Genomic DNA, 16109 nt, shown 5'->3' on the forward strand with positions numbered 1-16109 from the left:
TCGCCATGGGCACCCTTGCGCAGACCGATATCGGCAGGAGCCTGCAAGGCTGGGTGGACGCCGCGGGGCGGATCGTGCCGAAGATCATCGTCTTCATCATCATTCTGGTCATCGGCTGGATCGTCGCGAAGGTGATCCAGCGCGTGGTCGCGGCCATCCTGCGGCGGGTGAACTTCGACCGCATCGCCGAGCGAGGCGTGGTGGCCGACGCGCTCCGACGTGGCAAGTACGACGCGGCCGGCCTCCTGGCGAGACTGGTGTACTACGCCATCCTGCTGGTCGCCCTTGAACTGGCGTTCAGCGTCTTCGGGCCGAACCCGGTCAGCAACGTGCTGCGCTCCATCGTGGCCTGGCTGCCCAAGCTGGCGGTGGCCGTCATCATCGTGATCATCGCCTCGGCCATCGCGCACGGGGTCCGCGACCTCCTCTTCGGCGCGCTCGGCGGGCTGTCGTACGGCCGCCTCCTGGCGAACCTGACCTCGATCTTCATCATCGCCCTGGGCGTCATCGCGGCCCTCAACCAGGTGGGCATCGCCACGACCGTCACCGAGCCGGTGCTCATCACCGTCCTGGCCACGATCGGCGCCATCCTCGCCATCGGCCTGGGCGGCGGAATGATCCGGCCGATGCAGCAGCGCTGGGAGCAGTGGCTGACGCGAGCGGAGACCGAGGCGAGGTCGGCCCGGACCGGTGCGTACGCACGCGGACGCGAGGACGCCGCACGAGGCGCCGGAATGCCGACCGAACAACGGCACGAGCCCGCCGGAACGGCGACCGGGACGATGCCATCACACGAGACCCCCGACGCACCGCCGGGACCCCAGGATCGACCGCGCTAAGGACGGCACACCGAGGAGCGGGGCCCGGCCGGGGGACTAACGGAGTTCCTGAAGCTCCTGGATGAGCGAGCAGACGGCGACCACCCGGACCGTCTCCCAGTCGAACTCGTCGCCCGGCCACCAGCCGCGCTCGATGGCGGCGTCGGTGAAGCCTTCGAGGTACTCCCGGAGGACGTGCGGGGTGAGCTGCTGACCCGACCCCGCGATGATGTCGCGGATCGCCGCCGTGTGCTGGTCGACGGCGGCGGCGAGGCCTGGCATCCGCTTCATCGCCGTGACCCCTTCCTCGCCGACCTCGTCGATCATTTGGCGTACGACTGCGCGTGAAACGTCCTCGGACATGCCAAGGAAGGTACCAAAACCGGACATATGCCCCATCACCCTGCCGGGCGCATCATCGGCGGGTGGAGCGACTCAGCGCTGCCACGGCAGTACAGCCGGGCGGGCCGTCCGCCGTCCCGCGTCGTCGTACGGTCCGTCGGCACCAGGAACCCCTCCGCGTTGGTCACCTTCCGGTGGAAGTTCCGGGGATCGAGCGGCGTGCCCCACACGATCTCGTACACCCGCCGCAACTCCGCGACGGTGAACTCCGGCGGGCAGAACGCCGCGGCGAGGGGGGAGTACTCCAGCTTGGCGCGGGCGCGCTCGACGCCGTCGAGGAGGATGCGGCGGTGGTCGAACGCCGCCTTGTCGCGCTCGGTCAGGTCGTCGACCGGGTCCCACAGCACCTGCGCCCGGCTGGAGGCGGGAAGATCCGGGGCGAGCCCGAGATAGGCCACGCTGACCACCCGCTGGCGCGGGTCGCGGTCCGGATAGCCGTACGTCGCCAACTGCTCCAGGTGCACGCGCACCCCGGCCAGGCCCGCCCGCTCGGCCATCAACCGCTGGGCCGCGACGGGCAGGTCCTCGTCGAGCTGGACGAAGCCGCCGGGCAGCGACCAGGCCCCGGCGTACGGCGGCCGGTCACGGCGCCAGACGAGCGCGGAGAGCCGATGCTCGCGAACCGTGAGGACGACGAGATCGACGGTGACGGCAACCCGCGCGTCGGTCATACCCGTACGCTATCGGGCCGCACGGCCTTCGAAGGCCCGGAGCGAGAGCTCCGGGCCTTCGTCTCATGCGGTCTCGGCAAGCCGTCGCGTACGGTCTCGGCAGGCCGTCGGTCAGGCGGCGCCGCCGGCGTCGACGGCCTTGTCCGGCGCGGCCGGCCTGCCGTTGCGGACGGCGAGGTCCTGCTGCCCGTTGTTCATCGACGCGAGCAGTTGGCGGGCGACGCCGAGGCCGGTGCCGCCGAGGGTGAGCGCCTTGGCGAGCATGTCCTCGACGCCCTCCGCCCCGTTGAGCACGACCATGTTGTCGACGTTGCCGAAGACCTTCGCGCCGGCCGCGACGATCTCGGGCCAGTTCTCGGCGAGCTGCTGGGCGATGACCGCCTCCTGGTTCTCCGCGAGCGCGTCGGCCCTGGCCTTGATCGCCTCCGCCTCGGCGAGACCCTTCACCCGGGTCGCCTCGGCCTCGGCCTGGCCGGTCATCTTGGTGGCCTCCGCCTCGGCTCGGGCCCTGGCCACCGCCGCCTGCCGCTCGGCCTCGGCCAGGGTGACCCGCTCGTACGCCTTCGCGTCGGCGGGCTTGCGGACCTCGGCCTCCAGGGCCTTCTCCCTGCGGTCGGCCTCCAGTTCGGCGTTCTTGGTCTCCTTCAGGATGACCTGCTGCTTGGCCTCGGCCGCGGCCTGGTCGACCTGGCCCTGGTACTCGCGCTTCTTGATCTCGGTGTCGCGGATCTGGGCGGCGTTGGCCTGCTCGGCCTGTTGCTCCGCCTGGGTGGCCTCCTGGTTGCGCTGGGCCTGCGCGATACGGGCGGCCGAGGCGACGGCGGCGGAGTTCGGCTTGCCGAGGTTGTCGATGTAGCCGACCTCGTCCTCGATGTCCTGGATCTGCAGCGAGTCGACGACCAGGCCGAGCTTGCCCATCTCGTCGGCGGAGGAGGTGCGGACCTGGTTGGTGAGCCGGTCGCGGTCGCGGAGCAGGTCCTCGACCGTGAGGTTGCCGACGATGGAGCGCAGGTGCCCGGCGAACAGCTGGTGCGTCTTGTCGTCCATCTGCTTCTGCTGGTCGAGGAAGCGGCGGGCGGCGTTGGCGATGGACGTGAAGTCGTCCCCGACCTTGTAGATCACCACGCCCCGGACGTGCACCTTGATGCCCTGCGAGGTCACGCAGGTGACCTCGAGCCCGGAGACCCGCGTGTCCAGCGACAGCCGCCGGCAGGTCTGGAAGCCGGGGAGGACCATGGTGCCCTTGCCCGTAGTGATCTTGAAGCCGAGACTCTCGGCGGTGTCCCGGTTGTGCGCTCTGGCGCCGAGACCAGAGATGATCAGCGCCTCGTTGGGCTCAGCGACCCGCCAGACCGCCTTGAACAGGACGACCAGGACGATGATGGCGACGACCACACCGATCGCCACGGCGACTATCGGCATCGCTCCTCCTAGGGAGCCGTGCGGTTATGACGTCAAATAGACGCAGAAGAGACGTAGACGGTTCGCGGTGGGTGGTAATCCATCACCACCACGAGAGAACCCACCGGCATCTCCTCCCCCTGGATCGCCGGGTAGGCGTAGAACGCCTCGACCCCGCCGCGAATCGGGATCATCACCTCGCCGACCAGGCCTGGACCGATCTTGCCGGTCACCCGGCCCTGCCTGCCCACCACCGCGTCCTCCTTCTTCCACGGGAACGTTACCCGCGACGATGATCCCGCCTCTAGAGTCCGGCCCGCGGTTGTTCGGCGACAGGCGGTCCGCCTACGGCAGGATGCGCTCGGCCTGCTGGTAGGCCTGCTGGGCGAGGCGTTCGGCCTCGTCCTGGGTCGCGCCCGGTCCGTACAGGGTGAGGGCGGCGAGGTACCCACGTGAGCGCAGCACGACGGACCAGGTCTTCACCATCGTCGTGCCCGCCGTCGTCGCGACGCCGACGCTCCGGGAGCCCTCGCCGATGCGCGTGCCGCGCGCCTCGACGACCGAGCCGGTCAGCCAGCGGTCGCCGACCTTCGTCCGGAAGCTCTTGCACGAGGCGGGCACGCGGAGCCCGACCTGCTGGGCGGCGACGTCCGGCCCCACCGCCATCAGCGTCTCCGAGGCGGTCTGGTCCCGCCCCTTGGCGAACGCGATGAACGCGGACGGTGCGGACCAGACCGCCTTATTCGAGGAGACGGCGCGCGTCGACGACGCACACTCGGGTTTGTCGAATTTCGCCGCCTGTTGCATCTGAAGGGAATTTCGCACCGCGGTAAGTGCGCCGTACTGCCCCGATTGCGGCACTCCTGAACGCTCATATCCGGGAATGTCGGTGAGCAGCGCCTGAGTCAACTGGTCGGCGTTGTACGCCTCCGAGGTGGGCGGCCCCGTCGGCGCCGTGGCCGTCGGCGCGGGCGTCCTGTCCTGGCCACAGCCGGCCGCGGCCAGGAGCAGCAAAACGATGGCGTAGAAGCTCCGGGTTGTCACATCGAATGACGATATCGCACTTACCGACTCGACCCATCGAACGCGCGCGATTCACCGCCGCCGCCACATGCACGGTAAAAAGGAAGTGTGATGCCGAGGGCGCATCCACATTGTCCGACTCAGTGGGCTATTCGGGGGAAACGAATGCTCCGCAAATCGTTCGTCATCATTTCGCTAATGCTGCTCGCCCTGTCCGGGTGCGGCGGCGGGACCAAGAGCCGGCCGGAGGCACAGCCCCCGGCCGCCGGCGCGCCGGCGGCGACCCCGGGCGCCGCGGGGGCCCAGGAGCAGACCGCCACCCCGGCGGCCTGCCCGACCAAGAGGGAGAGGCATTTCGTCAAGACGCGGTTCCTCGCCAACGCCGGCCTGGCGGCGGGCACGTTCCGGCGCTACATCTACCGGCCGTTCCGGGAGGGCGCCTTCAACAGCGGCGCTCCCAAGCGGAAGCGGACGATCGTCAAGGCGGCCGCGGCCGCGCTCTTCGCCACCGACCAGCTCCGGCGGGCGCGGACGAACGCGCAGTCCGACCCCACCCTGTGCAAGGTGCTCATCGGGCCGATCGACAAGCTCAGCGCGTCGATGAGGGACCTGCACGGCAAGCTCAAGGGCGGGCAGGCCGACCCCACGGCGATCGGCTCGGCCGAAAGCGGGATCGCCGGCTTCCACAAGGACGCCGCCGGCGCGGGAGCCGGTTTCCAGGACAAGGCGCCGCCGGCGAGCGCGGTCGGCGGCTGAGACGGCCGTCCGGTGACGACCGCGTGGTTCCCGCCGTCATGGGCCACGCGGTCGTCACCCTCCGGAAGACGGGCCGGACACGGGTTAGGCTCGGCGGGTGACAACGCAGCCGGGCCCTTCGGGGGACACACGACTGGCGAGCTGGCCCGCGTTCGTCCGCGAGCTGGACGCCACCCTGTCCGTCCACGCGCAGTACGTGCTGTGGGGCAACCTGCACGACAGCTTCCTCGTCCCCGACGAGGGCCGGTTGTTCCCGCTGCGCGAGCTGCTCTGGGAGGCGCTGCGCCGCAGCGGCTACTCCTTCATGATCGTCTACGACCGCGTCGACGGGCTGCGCGTCCACCCCGCCGACGACAAGGCCGCCGCCGACGCCGCGGCGAGCCTCTTCGGCAGCCGCGTCGACGAGCGGAAGGCCCCCTCCCTCGAGGGGCTCCGCACGTACCTCAGCGCGCTGGCCCGCCCGACCCGGCAGGTCCGCGCCGCGTTCGTCATCGACTACGCCTCCCGGATCGCGCGCAGCCCGACCGACCTCGAACCCGCCGAGCGCGACTTCTTCGTGTTCTGCGAGAAGCTGGCCCGGACCGCGCTGCCGGTGCGCGGCGACGGCGACCGGCCGAAACCGCTGTACAACCCGGTCATCTGGCTGGCCGGACGCCCCGGCGACCTGCCGCCGTGGTTCACCGCCGACAACGACGCGGTCCGCGAGATCGCCATCCCGCGGCCCCACCTCGGCGACCGGCAGCAGACCGCGCGGCTGCTGGCCCGCGCGTTCGAGGCGACCGACGCCGGCGTCGACGTCACCGACGACTTCGCCCAGGAGGCGGAGGGCCTCACCCTCCAGGCGATGATCGAGATCACCCGGCTCGCCAAGGAGCGCGACGTCCCGCTGCAGGACCTGCCCGACGCCGTCCGCACGTACAAGCTGGGTGTGCTGGACAACCCCTGGAAGCGCGAGCACCTGCGCCGGCGCATCGTCGAGGGGGAGGAGCGTGTGCCGTCCCGCGTCGTCGGGCAGCCGCAGGCGGTCACCAAGACCCTGGACATCCTCAAACGCGCGGTGCTGGGCCTGTCGGGCGCGCAGGCCGCCCGCGCCTCCAGCCGCCCGCGCGGCGTGCTGTTCTTCGCCGGGCCGACCGGCGTCGGCAAGACCGAGCTGGCCAAGGCCATCACCTCGCTGGTGTTCGGCAACGAGGACGCCTACCTCCGCTTCGACATGAGCGAGTTCTCCGCCGAGCACGCCGGGGACCGGCTCATCGGCTCGCCGCCGGGCTACGTCGGCTTCGAGGCCGGCGGCGAGCTGACCAACGCGGTCCGCCAGGACCCGTTCCGCGTGATCCTGTTCGACGAGATCGAGAAGGCCCATCCGCGCATCCTCGACAAGTTCCTGCAGATCCTGGAGGACGGGCGGCTCACCGACGGCCGCGGCAACACCGCGTTCTTCTCCGAGTCGGTCCTCGTCTTCACCTCCAACCTCGGCACCCGCGGCATCACGCCCGGCATGCCGTACGAGGACCTGGAGGCCCAGGTGCGCAGCGCGATCACCGACCACTTCACGACCGCGCTGAACCGCCCGGAGCTGCTCAACCGCTTCGGCGACAACATCGTGATCTTCGACTTCATCGGTCCCGAGGCGGCGAACACGATCTTCGATCTGCAGCTGGCCAACATCTGCCGGCGCGTGAGTGATGAACACCACATGAAGCTCCGGCTCTCGGACGAGGTGACCGCGACCCTGCGCGCATGGTGCACGAGCGAGCTCGACAAGGGCGGCCGGGGCATCGGCATGGCCCTGGAGTCCTACTTCATCAACCCGCTGGCCCGCGCGCTGTTCGACCTGGGGCCGGCCACCGACGTGACGGTCTCGGGCGTGCAACGCGACGGCAGCATCGTCCGGCTGGACCTGCGGTGACCACCGAGGAGGCGGGTGGCCAGGAGCGGACACTGCTGTTGGCCAAGGCGCATTTCCCGGTCACCACCCTGGGACCCGGCCGCCGAGCGGGCATCTGGACCCAGGGCTGCACGATCCACTGTCCCGGCTGCCTGTCCCGTGACACCTGGGCGGCCGATCCGCGCACGGCCATCCCGGTCGCCACGGTTCTGGGCTGGCTGAGGTCGCTGACCGGCGTGGAAGGCGTCACCATCTCGGGGGGCGAGCCCTTCCAGCAACCGGAGGCGCTGCGCGCGCTGCTGCTCGGCATTCGCGCCTGGGCGCCGCCCGAGATCGACATTCTGGTGTACAGCGGATACGCCGCGTCACGACTCCGCCGATCCGCCCGCAGCCGCGAACTCCTCGAGTTGTGTGATGCGGTGGTCGCGGGACCGTACATTGAACGCCTGAACCAGGCAGATCGGGGGCTTCGCTGGCGTGGATCGTCGAACCAACAGCTCATCACCGTCAGCGACCTTGGCAGGAAACGCTATGGTGACGCGAGGGGCGAAGAAACCCCCCATATGCAGGTTTCGGTGGAAGACAACCGTATCTACTACATCGGGATTCCTCGGAGGGGCGACATGGAGCGGCTGACGGAGCGACTCTCGCTCTCCGGGGTACACGCCGGGGAGGTTTCATGGCGCCCCTGACATGCCCGGTCTGTGCCGCTCCGGTACGGCAAGGGGATCTCATCTGCATCAACTGCGGAGCGAACCTGGCCCGGCGGGAGGCACCCCCGGCGCCCCAGCAGCCCGGCGGTTACCCGCCGCAGGACCAGGGGCAGGCGCCGTACCAGCAGCAGCAGTACGGCCAGCCACAACACGACCAGCAGCAGTACGGTCAGCCGCAGCAGGACCAGCAGCAGCCCTACGGCGCGCCGCAGCAGCAGTACGGCCAGCCGCAGCAGGACTACCAGCAGCAGCCGTACGGCGCGCCGCAGCAGTCCCCGTACGGCCAGGACCAGCAGCCGCAGTCCTACGGCGCCCCGCAGGACCAGCAGCCGTACGGCGCGCCGCAACAAGACCAGCAGCAGCCCTACGGCGGGCAGCAGCAGTACGACCCGTCTCCGTACGGCGGCGCGCAGCAGTCCTACGGCGCGCCACAGGACCAGCAGCGGGGCAACCAGTACCCGCCGCCGCAGAACCAGCCCGGCGGATACGGCGCGCCGCAGCAGGACCCGTCCCCGTACGGCGGTCACCAGCAGCAGGACCAGCAGCAGCCCTACGGCGGGCAGCAGCAGTACGCCCCGCCGCAGCAGCAGGGGTACGGGGGCGGATACGGCGGCCCCGGCGCGCCGCACGTGCCGCCGCCCCCGCGCGAGCCGACCATGACCGGCGGCGAGTCGACGGCCTCGTTCACGCCGTTCTGCCCGCACTGCGGCGCCGACATCCCCGACGTCGGCAACCCGGTCTGCGTCTCCTGCCTGCGCCCGCTGCACGACCAGGGCGGCGGCCCCGGCCCGCAGCAGATCACGATCTTCATCCAGTTCTCCTCGGGCGAGGTGCAGGTCGGCGCCGGACAGGAGCTCGTCCTCGGCCGGGACCCGGTGCAGTCGCCGGTCTCCGGCACGTTCTCCCGGTTCGACAACGTGTCCCGGCGCCACGCGGTGGTCGGCCTCGACGGCAGCGGCCAGGCGTGGGTGCGCGACGAGCGCTCCACGAACGGCACCTTCGTCAACGATCGACGGCTGGGACCGGGCGAGCAGGCGCCGATACGGGACGGCGACTCCATACGGCTCGCCGCCGACGCGCGCGGCCAGGTCAGGTTCGGCCGCTGAGGTGGTCTCGTCCGTGTCGGCCCGGTCCCGGATCTCCGGGGCCGGGCCGACGTGGATCAGCCGCCGGCCGTCGTCACGACGGCCGTCCCCGCGCGTTCATCCGCGTCCCTGCGAGATCGGCCGGATCATCCGCTCGGAGGTCCCTGAGGGCCGCGAGCGCGCCGCGCAGCGCCCAGTACGCCTCTCAGTAAAGGCCACCGCTGTGAACGAAGGCACCGGCCCGGGGCTCGACCGGCCGGCCCGCCCCTGCCGCCAGGCTCACGACGCTCACCCCTCCCCCCGAGAAGTCCCGACCATGCGGCGTGCACCAAAGGGCGCCAAATGGGTATATGACACGGGGCAAGAGCTGAGTCGTGGTGGCACGGATGAGTATGACCTCGAATGAGGGGCACGGTGAGACAGACATGCGAGGGCTCGTTATGGTGGCCAGGCACTCCATAACGCAGTCCTGGCAGCCACCACCGAACGATTCGGCCGGCCCCATGAACGAGATGAAGTTCACGGCGGAACAGCTGCCAGGCGTGCGCCGCTTCACCGAGGAGCACGCCCGCCGATACCAGGTCGCCGAAGACCTGCTCGGCGACCTGGTGATCGCCGTCAACGAGATCGCCACGAACGCCGTACGACACGGGTCGTCCCACGCCGAGCTGCGCATGTGGACCGAGAACGGCCGCGTCATCGCCGAGATCCACGACAGCGGCACCTGGACGCTCCTCGCCGACCCCGGCGGCAGCCCGCCCCCACCGGAGGCCGAGGGCGGCATGGGCATCTGGGTCGCCCGCCAGATCTGCTCGGCCGTCCACATCAGTACGGGAATCAGCGGCACCGTCGTACGATTGGAACTCTCTCCGACAGCGCGGTACATCTGACCGGTACCGTGGGTCCTCCAAGGCCGAGGGGGGCACCATGGCAGCGCTCGAACTATCCTCCAGCCGGCATGGCGATCGCACCGTCCTGCGTATCAGTGGCGAGTTGGACATCATCAGCCGGGCTGAACTCGTCACGTTCCTGGACAAGACCATCAAGGAACACGGCGGCAAGATCATCCTCGACCTGACCGGCCTGGACTTCATGGACACCAGCGCGCTCAGCACGGTCGTCTCCTACTGGAAGCGCCTGACCGCCGGCGAAGGCGGCTTCCTCGCCCTGGCCGGCGCCCAGTACCGCACCGCCCGCGTCCTGTGGATAACCGGCCTCGCCCAGCGCCTCCCCATGTACGACGACGTCGCCGCCGCCCTGGCCGACACCGAGAGCCAGGCCTGAGACGACGCCTGGGCGGCCGCGCAGTAGGACAGCGGGGCTTTGAGACAGGCCCCAAGGCTCCCTCGCACCCGAGAGGCACCCCCGCCACCGGCCGCGACCTCCGCACGAACCGGTCGCGTACGTCGGCGCGCGGCGAGGTCTAGAAGCTCTGGTCGTAGACCAGCCCGAGCGCGAGTTCCGCCAGGAGGCCGATGGGGAGCACGACGAGCAGCCAGCGCGCCAGATCCACGTAGCGGCGTCCGCGCAGCCCGAGCAGCACGCCCACCGCGACGCCGAGTCCTGCGAACAGGACGGCGCTCGCGGTGTAGTGGAGGCGCCACCCGTAGGCCACGATGGCCTCCGCGAGGAACGCCGCCGCGAGCACCGCGGCTCCCAGCCCGCGCAGTCGGCCGGGCCCACGCCACCACAGCCGACCGGCCATCCCGAGCACGGGCCCTCCGGCCACCGCGCAGCCACCCCAGAACAGCAGGATCCCGTGCCCGCCCCCGGCGAAGTAACCGCGCGCCGCCGCCGTGACGTAGTACCCGACCAGCTCGAAGACGCACGTCGCCAGCCCAGCCACCGCGGCTCCCCAGAGCCGCCGCTGCAGGGCCCCGACCGCGAACGCCGGAGCGAGCCAGGGACTCGCGGCGTTCACCAGGCTGTTCCATGGCAAGTCGAGATACTTCTGCAGGACGTCCGTCACGGCACCCATCACGATCCCGATCGCCGGAGCGGCCAGGATCCGTACAACCCAGGTCAGGATCGCGGGCCGACCGGTCGTCTCCTCTTCGAGGGTCTCTCCGGTCGTCGACCGTTCGGTGGTTCTGCGCATCAGGACGCCGGACCGAGGTCGCGGCCGTCGACGACCTCGACGTGGGTGATGGCCGTGATCCTGTTATTCGATGGATCGACATTCAGGCTCAGGAGGGCGATCGGTTCGCCGTCGCGTTCCACCTCGGTCATCGCAGGCCAGGGAGTGCCGAGCGGTGCGGTCAGCAGACAGTGCGAACCGCAGGACGGGCAGCGGCCGTAGAACGGCAGATTCTCGAAGGTGCCGATGAAGGAGGTCGGCGCGCCTTCGATCCGCAGCGCCTCAACGATGTCGGAGACCAATCCGGGGAAGGCGTCGGCCAGGCGAGGGCGTCGATCTGCGGTCACGATCCAGACGGTACGCGTCCGGCACTGTGGGAGGACGCCGGATGAAAAGATGATCGGGGCGGCCCGAGGGAAGTGAAAGCAGGTACTGCCGAATGTTCGTCGCGCGGTCCGGTCCGTCTCGCCGTGGTCTGCTGGTGGCCGCGGCGCTCCTGCCGCTGGCGGGCTGCGACTCACGTGACCGCCCGGTCTCCACGACGTCCCCGGCGGCGACTCGCAGCCCCGCCCCTTCCCCGGACACGTCGCGGTTCGCGGCGCTCGAACGCGAGCACCACGCCCGGCTGGGCGTGTACGCCCTGGCCACCGGTACCGGCGCCACGATGGCCTATCGCGCGGACGAGCGGTTCGCGTTCTGCTCCACCTTCAAGGCACTCGCCGCGGCCGCGGTCCTGCACCGGAACCCGCTCGGTCACCTGGACAAGCGCGTCACCTACACCAGGGCCGACGTCGACTCCATCTCGCCCATCACCCAGAACCACATCGCGACGGGCATGACCATCCGGCAGCTGAGTGATGCCGCCGTCCGCTACAGCGACGGCACGGCCGGCAATCTGCTGATGCGCGACATCGGCGGTCCGGCGCGGCTGACCGCCTATCTGCGCGAGCTCGGCGACGGCGTCAGCCGGATGGACGACTACGAACCCAAGCTGAACAGGATCCCGCCGAAGGACCCGCGCGACACGACCACTCCTCGGGCGATCGCCGCCACGTACCGGGAACTACTGCTCGGTACCGCGCTGACCGCCGACAAGCGGGCCCTGCTCACGGACTGGCTGCACCGCAACACCACCGGCGGGAAACGCATCCGGGCCGGGCTCCCCAAGGGGTGGACGGTGGCCGACAAGACGGGAACCGGCGACTACGGCCGAGCCAACGACATCGCCATAGTGTGGCCGCCCCACACCGCCCCGCTCGTGATCGCCGTCATGTCCGACCGGCCCGGGTACCACACGCCGCCCGTGGACGCCCTGATCGCCGAGGCCACGAGGCGAATCGTCGCCGCGCTGACCTGAGGTCAGCGGTCGCCGCCCCGGTCGAGAAGGTGGGCGTTCATCGCCGCCGCCGCGTCGGCGAGTTCGGGGATCTCCACGACGGTGATCCCGGCGGCCTCCAGGGCTCGTACTCCGTGGGCGTCCGAGACGAATACCGGCGGTTCGCGCCATGCGGTGACCACCCGCCGGATCGGGGAGTCGATGATCAGCTCGGAGCAGGTCCGGGGCCGGGAGCTGCGGCGCGTGCAGGGCTCGAGGGAGCTGTACAGCGTGGCTCCGGGCAGCCGCTCGTCGTCGGACGCGATCTTGCTCAGCGCGGACTCTTCGGCATGGAAGTGCGGTCGCTCGCGCGAGAAGCCTCGGGAGATCTCGGCTCCGTGCTCATCGACGATCACACACCCGACCGAGAACGCGGTGTCGCTGGGTGGGCACTGTTCGGCCAGGTCGATGGCGAGGGACAGCCATCGGTGATCTTCGGTGCGGCTGGACGGTGTGGAGGACAACTAGATGACCTTCTCCTTGGGGAGGTAGCGCAGGAACGCGATGTCCCCGATGGTGCGGGCCTCCGCGAGCGTCATCCGGTTCCCCGGCCCGGACGGGAAGTCGCCCGGGTTGACGAACCGTGGGGCATCGGGGTCGCCGAGGAAGAACGGCGCGATGGCGAGGTGGATCTCATCGGCGAGGCCGGCCGTCAGGAACTGGGTGTGGATCGTCCCGCCGCCCTCGACCATGAGCCGTCCGACCCCCCGCCGACCGAGATCATCGAGCATGACCTCGAGATCGAGACTGGCGCCGAGCCCGGCGACGTCGGCCAGGTCCCCCAGCCGCTCGCGCAGACCGGGGACGGCCGCATCGGGGCAGTAGATGAGCTTGTCCCCGCCGTGGTGCCAGAACTTCAGGTCACGATTCAGGTCCCCGCTACGGGTGATCGTGATCTTCAGCGGGTACGGCGGCAGGCCGCGCGCCTCGCGCTCGTCGCGTCGCCTGGCGGACTTCACCAGCAGCCGCGGGTCGTCCCGCCGGAGGGTCGTGGCCCCGATCAGGATCGCGTCGGACTCGGCGCGGACCTGGTCGACCCGGTCGAAGTCGGCCTCGTTCGAGAGCCGTAGCCGGTCGGGACCGGTGTCGTCGATGTACCCGTCCACGGAGGTGGCGACGCTGAGCAGGACGTACGGACGCGTCGTCATGCGCTGCGGGAGATGGACGACAATGACCCGATGACCCGTACCACGGAAGCCCCCTCAGTAGATCTCGCTCAGATCATCCCGGACTTGAGCGCCTACGCGAGTACCACCGTACGGTTGCACCCCCGACCCGGTATTCCCGGCCCTCGGGACAGTCACATCGGAGGGCCCCTGCTGTGGCCGGCCACGGAGTCATGGCCGCACTGCGAGGCCCCCGACTGCGATCAGTATCCCGGAGAGGATCCGGGATCTCCGATGGTCGCCCTGGCTCAGCTGACCGCCGCGGACTTCCCGGAGATCGCCTTCCCCGAGGGAACGGATCTGCTCCAGATCCTCTGGTGTGTCGGCTACCACTGCTGCAGTAAGCATGCCCCCTGCCGGGTCGTCTGGCGGCGGGCCGCCGAGGTGACCGAGATCCTCGAAGCCCCACCCGAGCCGGATCTCGAGGGCGAACTCCCCGGGTTCTATGAGACCTACATCCCGCGTCCGTGCGTCCTGCATCCGGAACGGCTGATCGAGTACCCCTGGCTCGAGGACCTCCCGGACGGGCTGAAGGACCGCGTCCGGGCATGGGACCGGGACACGGATCTGTACGAGGACCTGTCGACCGCCCCCGGCTTCAAGCTCGGCGGAACCGTGATCCACGGATCCGCGCCGAGCGGGCTGACGTGCGTCGCCTGTGACGCCCCGGCCACCCTGCTCCTGCATCTCGACAACGGTGAGGGCGATGGCCGGTGGTGTGCGATCGAGGATCGTGACCTGGCCTACGGGACACCGGAGTACGAGCAGGCCTACACGCCGACCGGGATGATGGTCGACGTCGGCCCCGGAGGACTCTTCGCCTGCTCGGCCGACCCTGAACACCCGGTGCTCTTCTACAGCCAATGAGCAGGCCGTGTTCCAGCTCGGCCGACGGGTCGATTCTCCACCGGCCGGACACCACGCCGACCGTCACCCGGCCATCGCGTCGAGTTCGGCCGTCACGTCGGCCGGCAGGACCAGGGCGGCGGCCGCGACGTTGAGGTCCGTGCCTTTCCCCGTGCGCGAGGTACGTTCGGGACGTGGTGCACTTCCTCGAGGCCATGGGCTGGCTGGCGCTGTTCGTCGTCGGGCTCCCCGCGCTCGGGTACCTGCTGGTGATGCTCTTAGCGAGGCCGCGGCCACCGGCGACCTTCGCCGCTCCGTACGGGTTCTTCGTCGTCGCGTGGTTCCTGGCCGCGCTCCCGGTCGTGGCGCTGCTCTGGGTGCTGCCACCGCTTCCGCGCGCCGCCGTCGCCGCCGCGATCGTTTATCTGGTCGCGCTGGTGGCGCCGCTCGCCTCCGGGATGGCGCGGTACCCGCTGCACGTCGTCCGCTGCGGCCATCTACCGGTGGTGGCCTCGACCTTCGCCGCCGGTTACTGGTACACGGTCCCCGCGGACCCGGAGTACATGGTGACGCCCTTCCACGATCACTTCTTCTGTTCTCCCGAGGAGGCCTCTGCCGCGGGGTTCCACGGACCCTGACATCGTCGGCTACGCGTGGTCGGCGGGCTGCCCGGCTGCGGGACCGGACCTTTTCCGGGGCGGAGCGGTACGCGGCCGCGCCGGTCGATGAGGTGATCAGGCCTCGCGCGTGTAGATGACCTTGAAGTCCTCGCGCCAGTCCAGTGCGTCGGACGAGGCCTCCCACGCGCCGGAGATCGTACGTCCGTCGGAGCCGAAGGTCGCGGAGAAGCGCTGATTGAAACCCGGCGCCTCCCGGTACATCGTCCAGACGCCGTCGACCACGTTGAGCCGGTAGACCCGGAAGACGCCCCGCGCGTCGGCGTAGAGCATGGTGAACTCGTCGCGGGAGTCGTCGAGCCCGATGATCGAGGTTACCGGCATGGGTGAGTGGGCCGCCCAGTCGGTGTCGAGCACCTCGGCGGGTTCGGCGTACGTGTACTGACGCATGAACGCGGCATCCTCGACCCACTCGAACCGCGCGTGCGCGAACCCCATCGACCGCCCGTCGACGATCGCCTCCATCCTCCATCCGCCCAGTAGGGCTTCCAGCCGCTTGAACGCCGGGTTCCGCATGGCCTGCTCCTTCTCGGTCGCCGTCACAGGTACGACCACCTGAACGACCAGAAGTCATCGGCACCGCGACTCCGCGACGCCACGGAAACGGCATCGTCGTCCCGACCGACGCGATCACGGCCGGCGCGGACTCGCTACCGGCGTCCGCCGAACTCCCACGCGTGGACCTCGATGTCGGCGTACCGGTCCGAGGCCAGGACGGCGCGGGCCATGTCCGGATCCGGCGCCCTGACCAGCACCGCCGTACCCAGCCAGGTGGTGCCGTCGTCGGACAGCAGTGGCCCGTAGGCGATCAGCTCGTCCTGATCGGGCGGCAGGGCGAGTTCGGCGTCCTTCACCGGGCCGAGGCCGAGCACCAGGAACCGGTTGCCGCCGGTCCGGCCACCGGGGAACTCCCACATGGTGCGTCCCAGCATGTTGCGCCACCGGCGCAGCAGCACGTCCCGGTACACGCCGGCCTGGTGGTTCGGCTCGTCGAAGGCGAACGCGCGGGCAGCAGCGGAATCGGGCAGGTCGACGATGTGCACGCTGCCGGTGGGCGTCTCGCCGTCACCGGCGAAGGTCGGGCCGCGGGCGATCAGCTCTTTCTCGTATCGGTCCATGTAGGACCAGTGCTCTTCCCCCAGGTCGCGGCGCAACGCCATGGAACCGGGCCGGTCCCGGTGATAGCAGAAGAACTCCATGCCCCCAGTGTC

Annotated in this window: 21 protein-coding genes; 10 read left to right on the plus strand and 11 right to left on the minus strand. The window is 70.1% G+C overall.

Translation table 11 applies throughout. The features are described from left to right. The first annotated feature begins 5 nt into the window (after positions 1 to 5). Positions 6 to 839, plus strand: a complete 834-nt coding sequence (locus AB0L00_RS20095; protein WP_364436050.1) for a hypothetical protein — start codon at positions 6 to 8, stop codon at positions 837 to 839. Positions 840 to 875: 36 nt separating this feature from the next. Here the strand turns inward: AB0L00_RS20095 and AB0L00_RS20100 are convergent, their stop codons facing one another. The 5 genes from AB0L00_RS20100 to AB0L00_RS20120 all read right to left on the minus strand — a co-directional run bounded on the left by AB0L00_RS20100 (position 876) and on the right by AB0L00_RS20120 (position 4336). Then, entirely contained in the window at positions 876 to 1181 is a 306-nt protein-coding gene (locus tag AB0L00_RS20100) for a DUF6401 family natural product biosynthesis protein (protein ID WP_364436052.1), read from the minus strand. Positions 1182 to 1216: 35 nt separating this feature from the next. Then, positions 1217 to 1891, minus strand: coding sequence for an NUDIX domain-containing protein (locus AB0L00_RS20105; protein WP_364436055.1), 675 nt, complete (start codon positions 1889 to 1891; stop codon positions 1217 to 1219). 111 nt (positions 1892 to 2002) lie between these two features. Further along, positions 2003 to 3313 carry an SPFH domain-containing protein gene (locus AB0L00_RS20110; RefSeq protein WP_364436057.1) on the minus strand — a complete coding sequence of 437 codons (1311 nt, stop codon included), beginning with the start codon at positions 3311 to 3313 and terminating at the stop codon, positions 2003 to 2005. A 32-nt stretch (positions 3314 to 3345) separates the two neighbouring features. After that, positions 3346 to 3546, minus strand: a complete 201-nt coding sequence (locus AB0L00_RS20115) for a hypothetical protein (protein WP_345366764.1) — start codon at positions 3544 to 3546, stop codon at positions 3346 to 3348. Between the two features lie 91 nt (positions 3547 to 3637). Next, complete coding sequence (locus AB0L00_RS20120; RefSeq protein ID WP_364436060.1) at positions 3638 to 4336, minus strand: hypothetical protein; 699 nt, start codon at positions 4334 to 4336, stop codon at positions 3638 to 3640. A 177-nt stretch (positions 4337 to 4513) separates the two neighbouring features. Between AB0L00_RS20120 and AB0L00_RS20125 the strand changes: the two genes are divergently transcribed. The 6 genes from AB0L00_RS20125 to AB0L00_RS20150 all read left to right on the plus strand — a co-directional run bounded on the left by AB0L00_RS20125 (position 4514) and on the right by AB0L00_RS20150 (position 10041). Next, positions 4514 to 5071 carry a hypothetical protein gene (locus AB0L00_RS20125; protein ID WP_364436062.1) on the plus strand — a complete coding sequence of 186 codons (558 nt, stop codon included), beginning with the start codon at positions 4514 to 4516 and terminating at the stop codon, positions 5069 to 5071. Between the two features lie 97 nt (positions 5072 to 5168). After that, on the plus strand, positions 5169 to 6980 hold the full coding sequence (locus AB0L00_RS20130; protein WP_364436065.1) for an AAA family ATPase: 1812 nt from the start codon (positions 5169 to 5171) through the stop codon (positions 6978 to 6980). After that, positions 6977 to 7651 (plus strand): 4Fe-4S single cluster domain-containing protein, encoded by a 675-nt coding sequence (locus AB0L00_RS20135; RefSeq protein ID WP_364436068.1) that lies wholly within the window; start codon positions 6977 to 6979, stop codon positions 7649 to 7651. The genes AB0L00_RS20130 and AB0L00_RS20135 overlap by 4 nt, the downstream gene beginning before the upstream one ends. After that, on the plus strand, positions 7639 to 8778 hold the full coding sequence (locus tag AB0L00_RS20140) for an FHA domain-containing protein (protein ID WP_364436071.1): 1140 nt from the start codon (positions 7639 to 7641) through the stop codon (positions 8776 to 8778). Before AB0L00_RS20135 ends, AB0L00_RS20140 begins: the two co-directional genes overlap by 13 nt. A gap of 482 nt (positions 8779 to 9260) precedes the next feature. Continuing rightward, positions 9261 to 9647 carry an ATP-binding protein gene (locus AB0L00_RS20145; protein ID WP_364436074.1) on the plus strand — a complete coding sequence of 129 codons (387 nt, stop codon included), beginning with the start codon at positions 9261 to 9263 and terminating at the stop codon, positions 9645 to 9647. A 37-nt stretch (positions 9648 to 9684) separates the two neighbouring features. Further along, positions 9685 to 10041, plus strand: coding sequence for an STAS domain-containing protein (locus AB0L00_RS20150; RefSeq protein WP_364436076.1), 357 nt, complete (start codon positions 9685 to 9687; stop codon positions 10039 to 10041). Between the two features lie 139 nt (positions 10042 to 10180). Here the strand turns inward: AB0L00_RS20150 and AB0L00_RS20155 are convergent, their stop codons facing one another. Continuing rightward, positions 10181 to 10855, minus strand: coding sequence for a DUF6518 family protein (locus AB0L00_RS20155; protein ID WP_364436079.1), 675 nt, complete (start codon positions 10853 to 10855; stop codon positions 10181 to 10183). Beyond that, positions 10855 to 11136 (minus strand): hypothetical protein, encoded by a 282-nt coding sequence (locus AB0L00_RS20160; protein WP_364436082.1) that lies wholly within the window; start codon positions 11134 to 11136, stop codon positions 10855 to 10857. Before AB0L00_RS20160 ends, AB0L00_RS20155 begins: the two co-directional genes overlap by 1 nt. A gap of 137 nt (positions 11137 to 11273) precedes the next feature. On the opposite strand from AB0L00_RS20160, the gene bla reads away from it, so the two are divergent. After that, complete coding sequence (gene bla, locus AB0L00_RS20165; RefSeq protein WP_364436084.1) at positions 11274 to 12191, plus strand: class A beta-lactamase; 918 nt, start codon at positions 11274 to 11276, stop codon at positions 12189 to 12191. A 2-nt stretch (positions 12192 to 12193) separates the two neighbouring features. Here the strand turns inward: bla and AB0L00_RS20170 are convergent, their stop codons facing one another. Further along, positions 12194 to 12673, minus strand: a complete 480-nt coding sequence (locus AB0L00_RS20170) for a dCMP deaminase (RefSeq protein WP_364436087.1) — start codon at positions 12671 to 12673, stop codon at positions 12194 to 12196. Then, positions 12674 to 13357, minus strand: coding sequence for a dihydrofolate reductase family protein (locus AB0L00_RS20175; RefSeq protein WP_364436090.1), 684 nt, complete (start codon positions 13355 to 13357; stop codon positions 12674 to 12676). Positions 13358 to 13609: 252 nt separating this feature from the next. Here AB0L00_RS20175 and AB0L00_RS20180 point away from each other — a divergent pair, with 252 nt between their 5' ends. Further along, entirely contained in the window at positions 13610 to 14242 is a 633-nt protein-coding gene (locus AB0L00_RS20180) for a hypothetical protein (RefSeq protein WP_364436092.1), read from the plus strand. Between the two features lie 173 nt (positions 14243 to 14415). After that, complete coding sequence (locus AB0L00_RS20185) at positions 14416 to 14859, plus strand: hypothetical protein (protein ID WP_364436095.1); 444 nt, start codon at positions 14416 to 14418, stop codon at positions 14857 to 14859. 96 nt (positions 14860 to 14955) lie between these two features. On the opposite strand, the gene AB0L00_RS20190 is transcribed toward AB0L00_RS20185, so the two are convergent. Together AB0L00_RS20190 and AB0L00_RS20195 are read right to left on the minus strand one after the other, a co-directional pair. After that, the gene (locus tag AB0L00_RS20190; protein WP_364436098.1) at positions 14956 to 15453 is read right to left on the minus strand and encodes a hypothetical protein; all 498 of its coding nucleotides are present in this window, start codon (positions 15451 to 15453) and stop codon (positions 14956 to 14958) included. A gap of 95 nt (positions 15454 to 15548) precedes the next feature. Beyond that, positions 15549 to 16097: a YciI family protein gene (locus AB0L00_RS20195; protein ID WP_364436101.1), complete on the minus strand. Its 549-nt coding sequence runs from the start codon at positions 16095 to 16097 to the stop codon at positions 15549 to 15551. Positions 16098 to 16109 lie beyond the last annotated feature (12 nt).

Source organism: Actinoallomurus sp. NPDC052308, assembly GCF_040679195.1.
Classification (GTDB): Bacteria; Actinomycetota; Actinomycetes; order Streptosporangiales; family Streptosporangiaceae; genus Actinoallomurus; species Actinoallomurus liliacearum.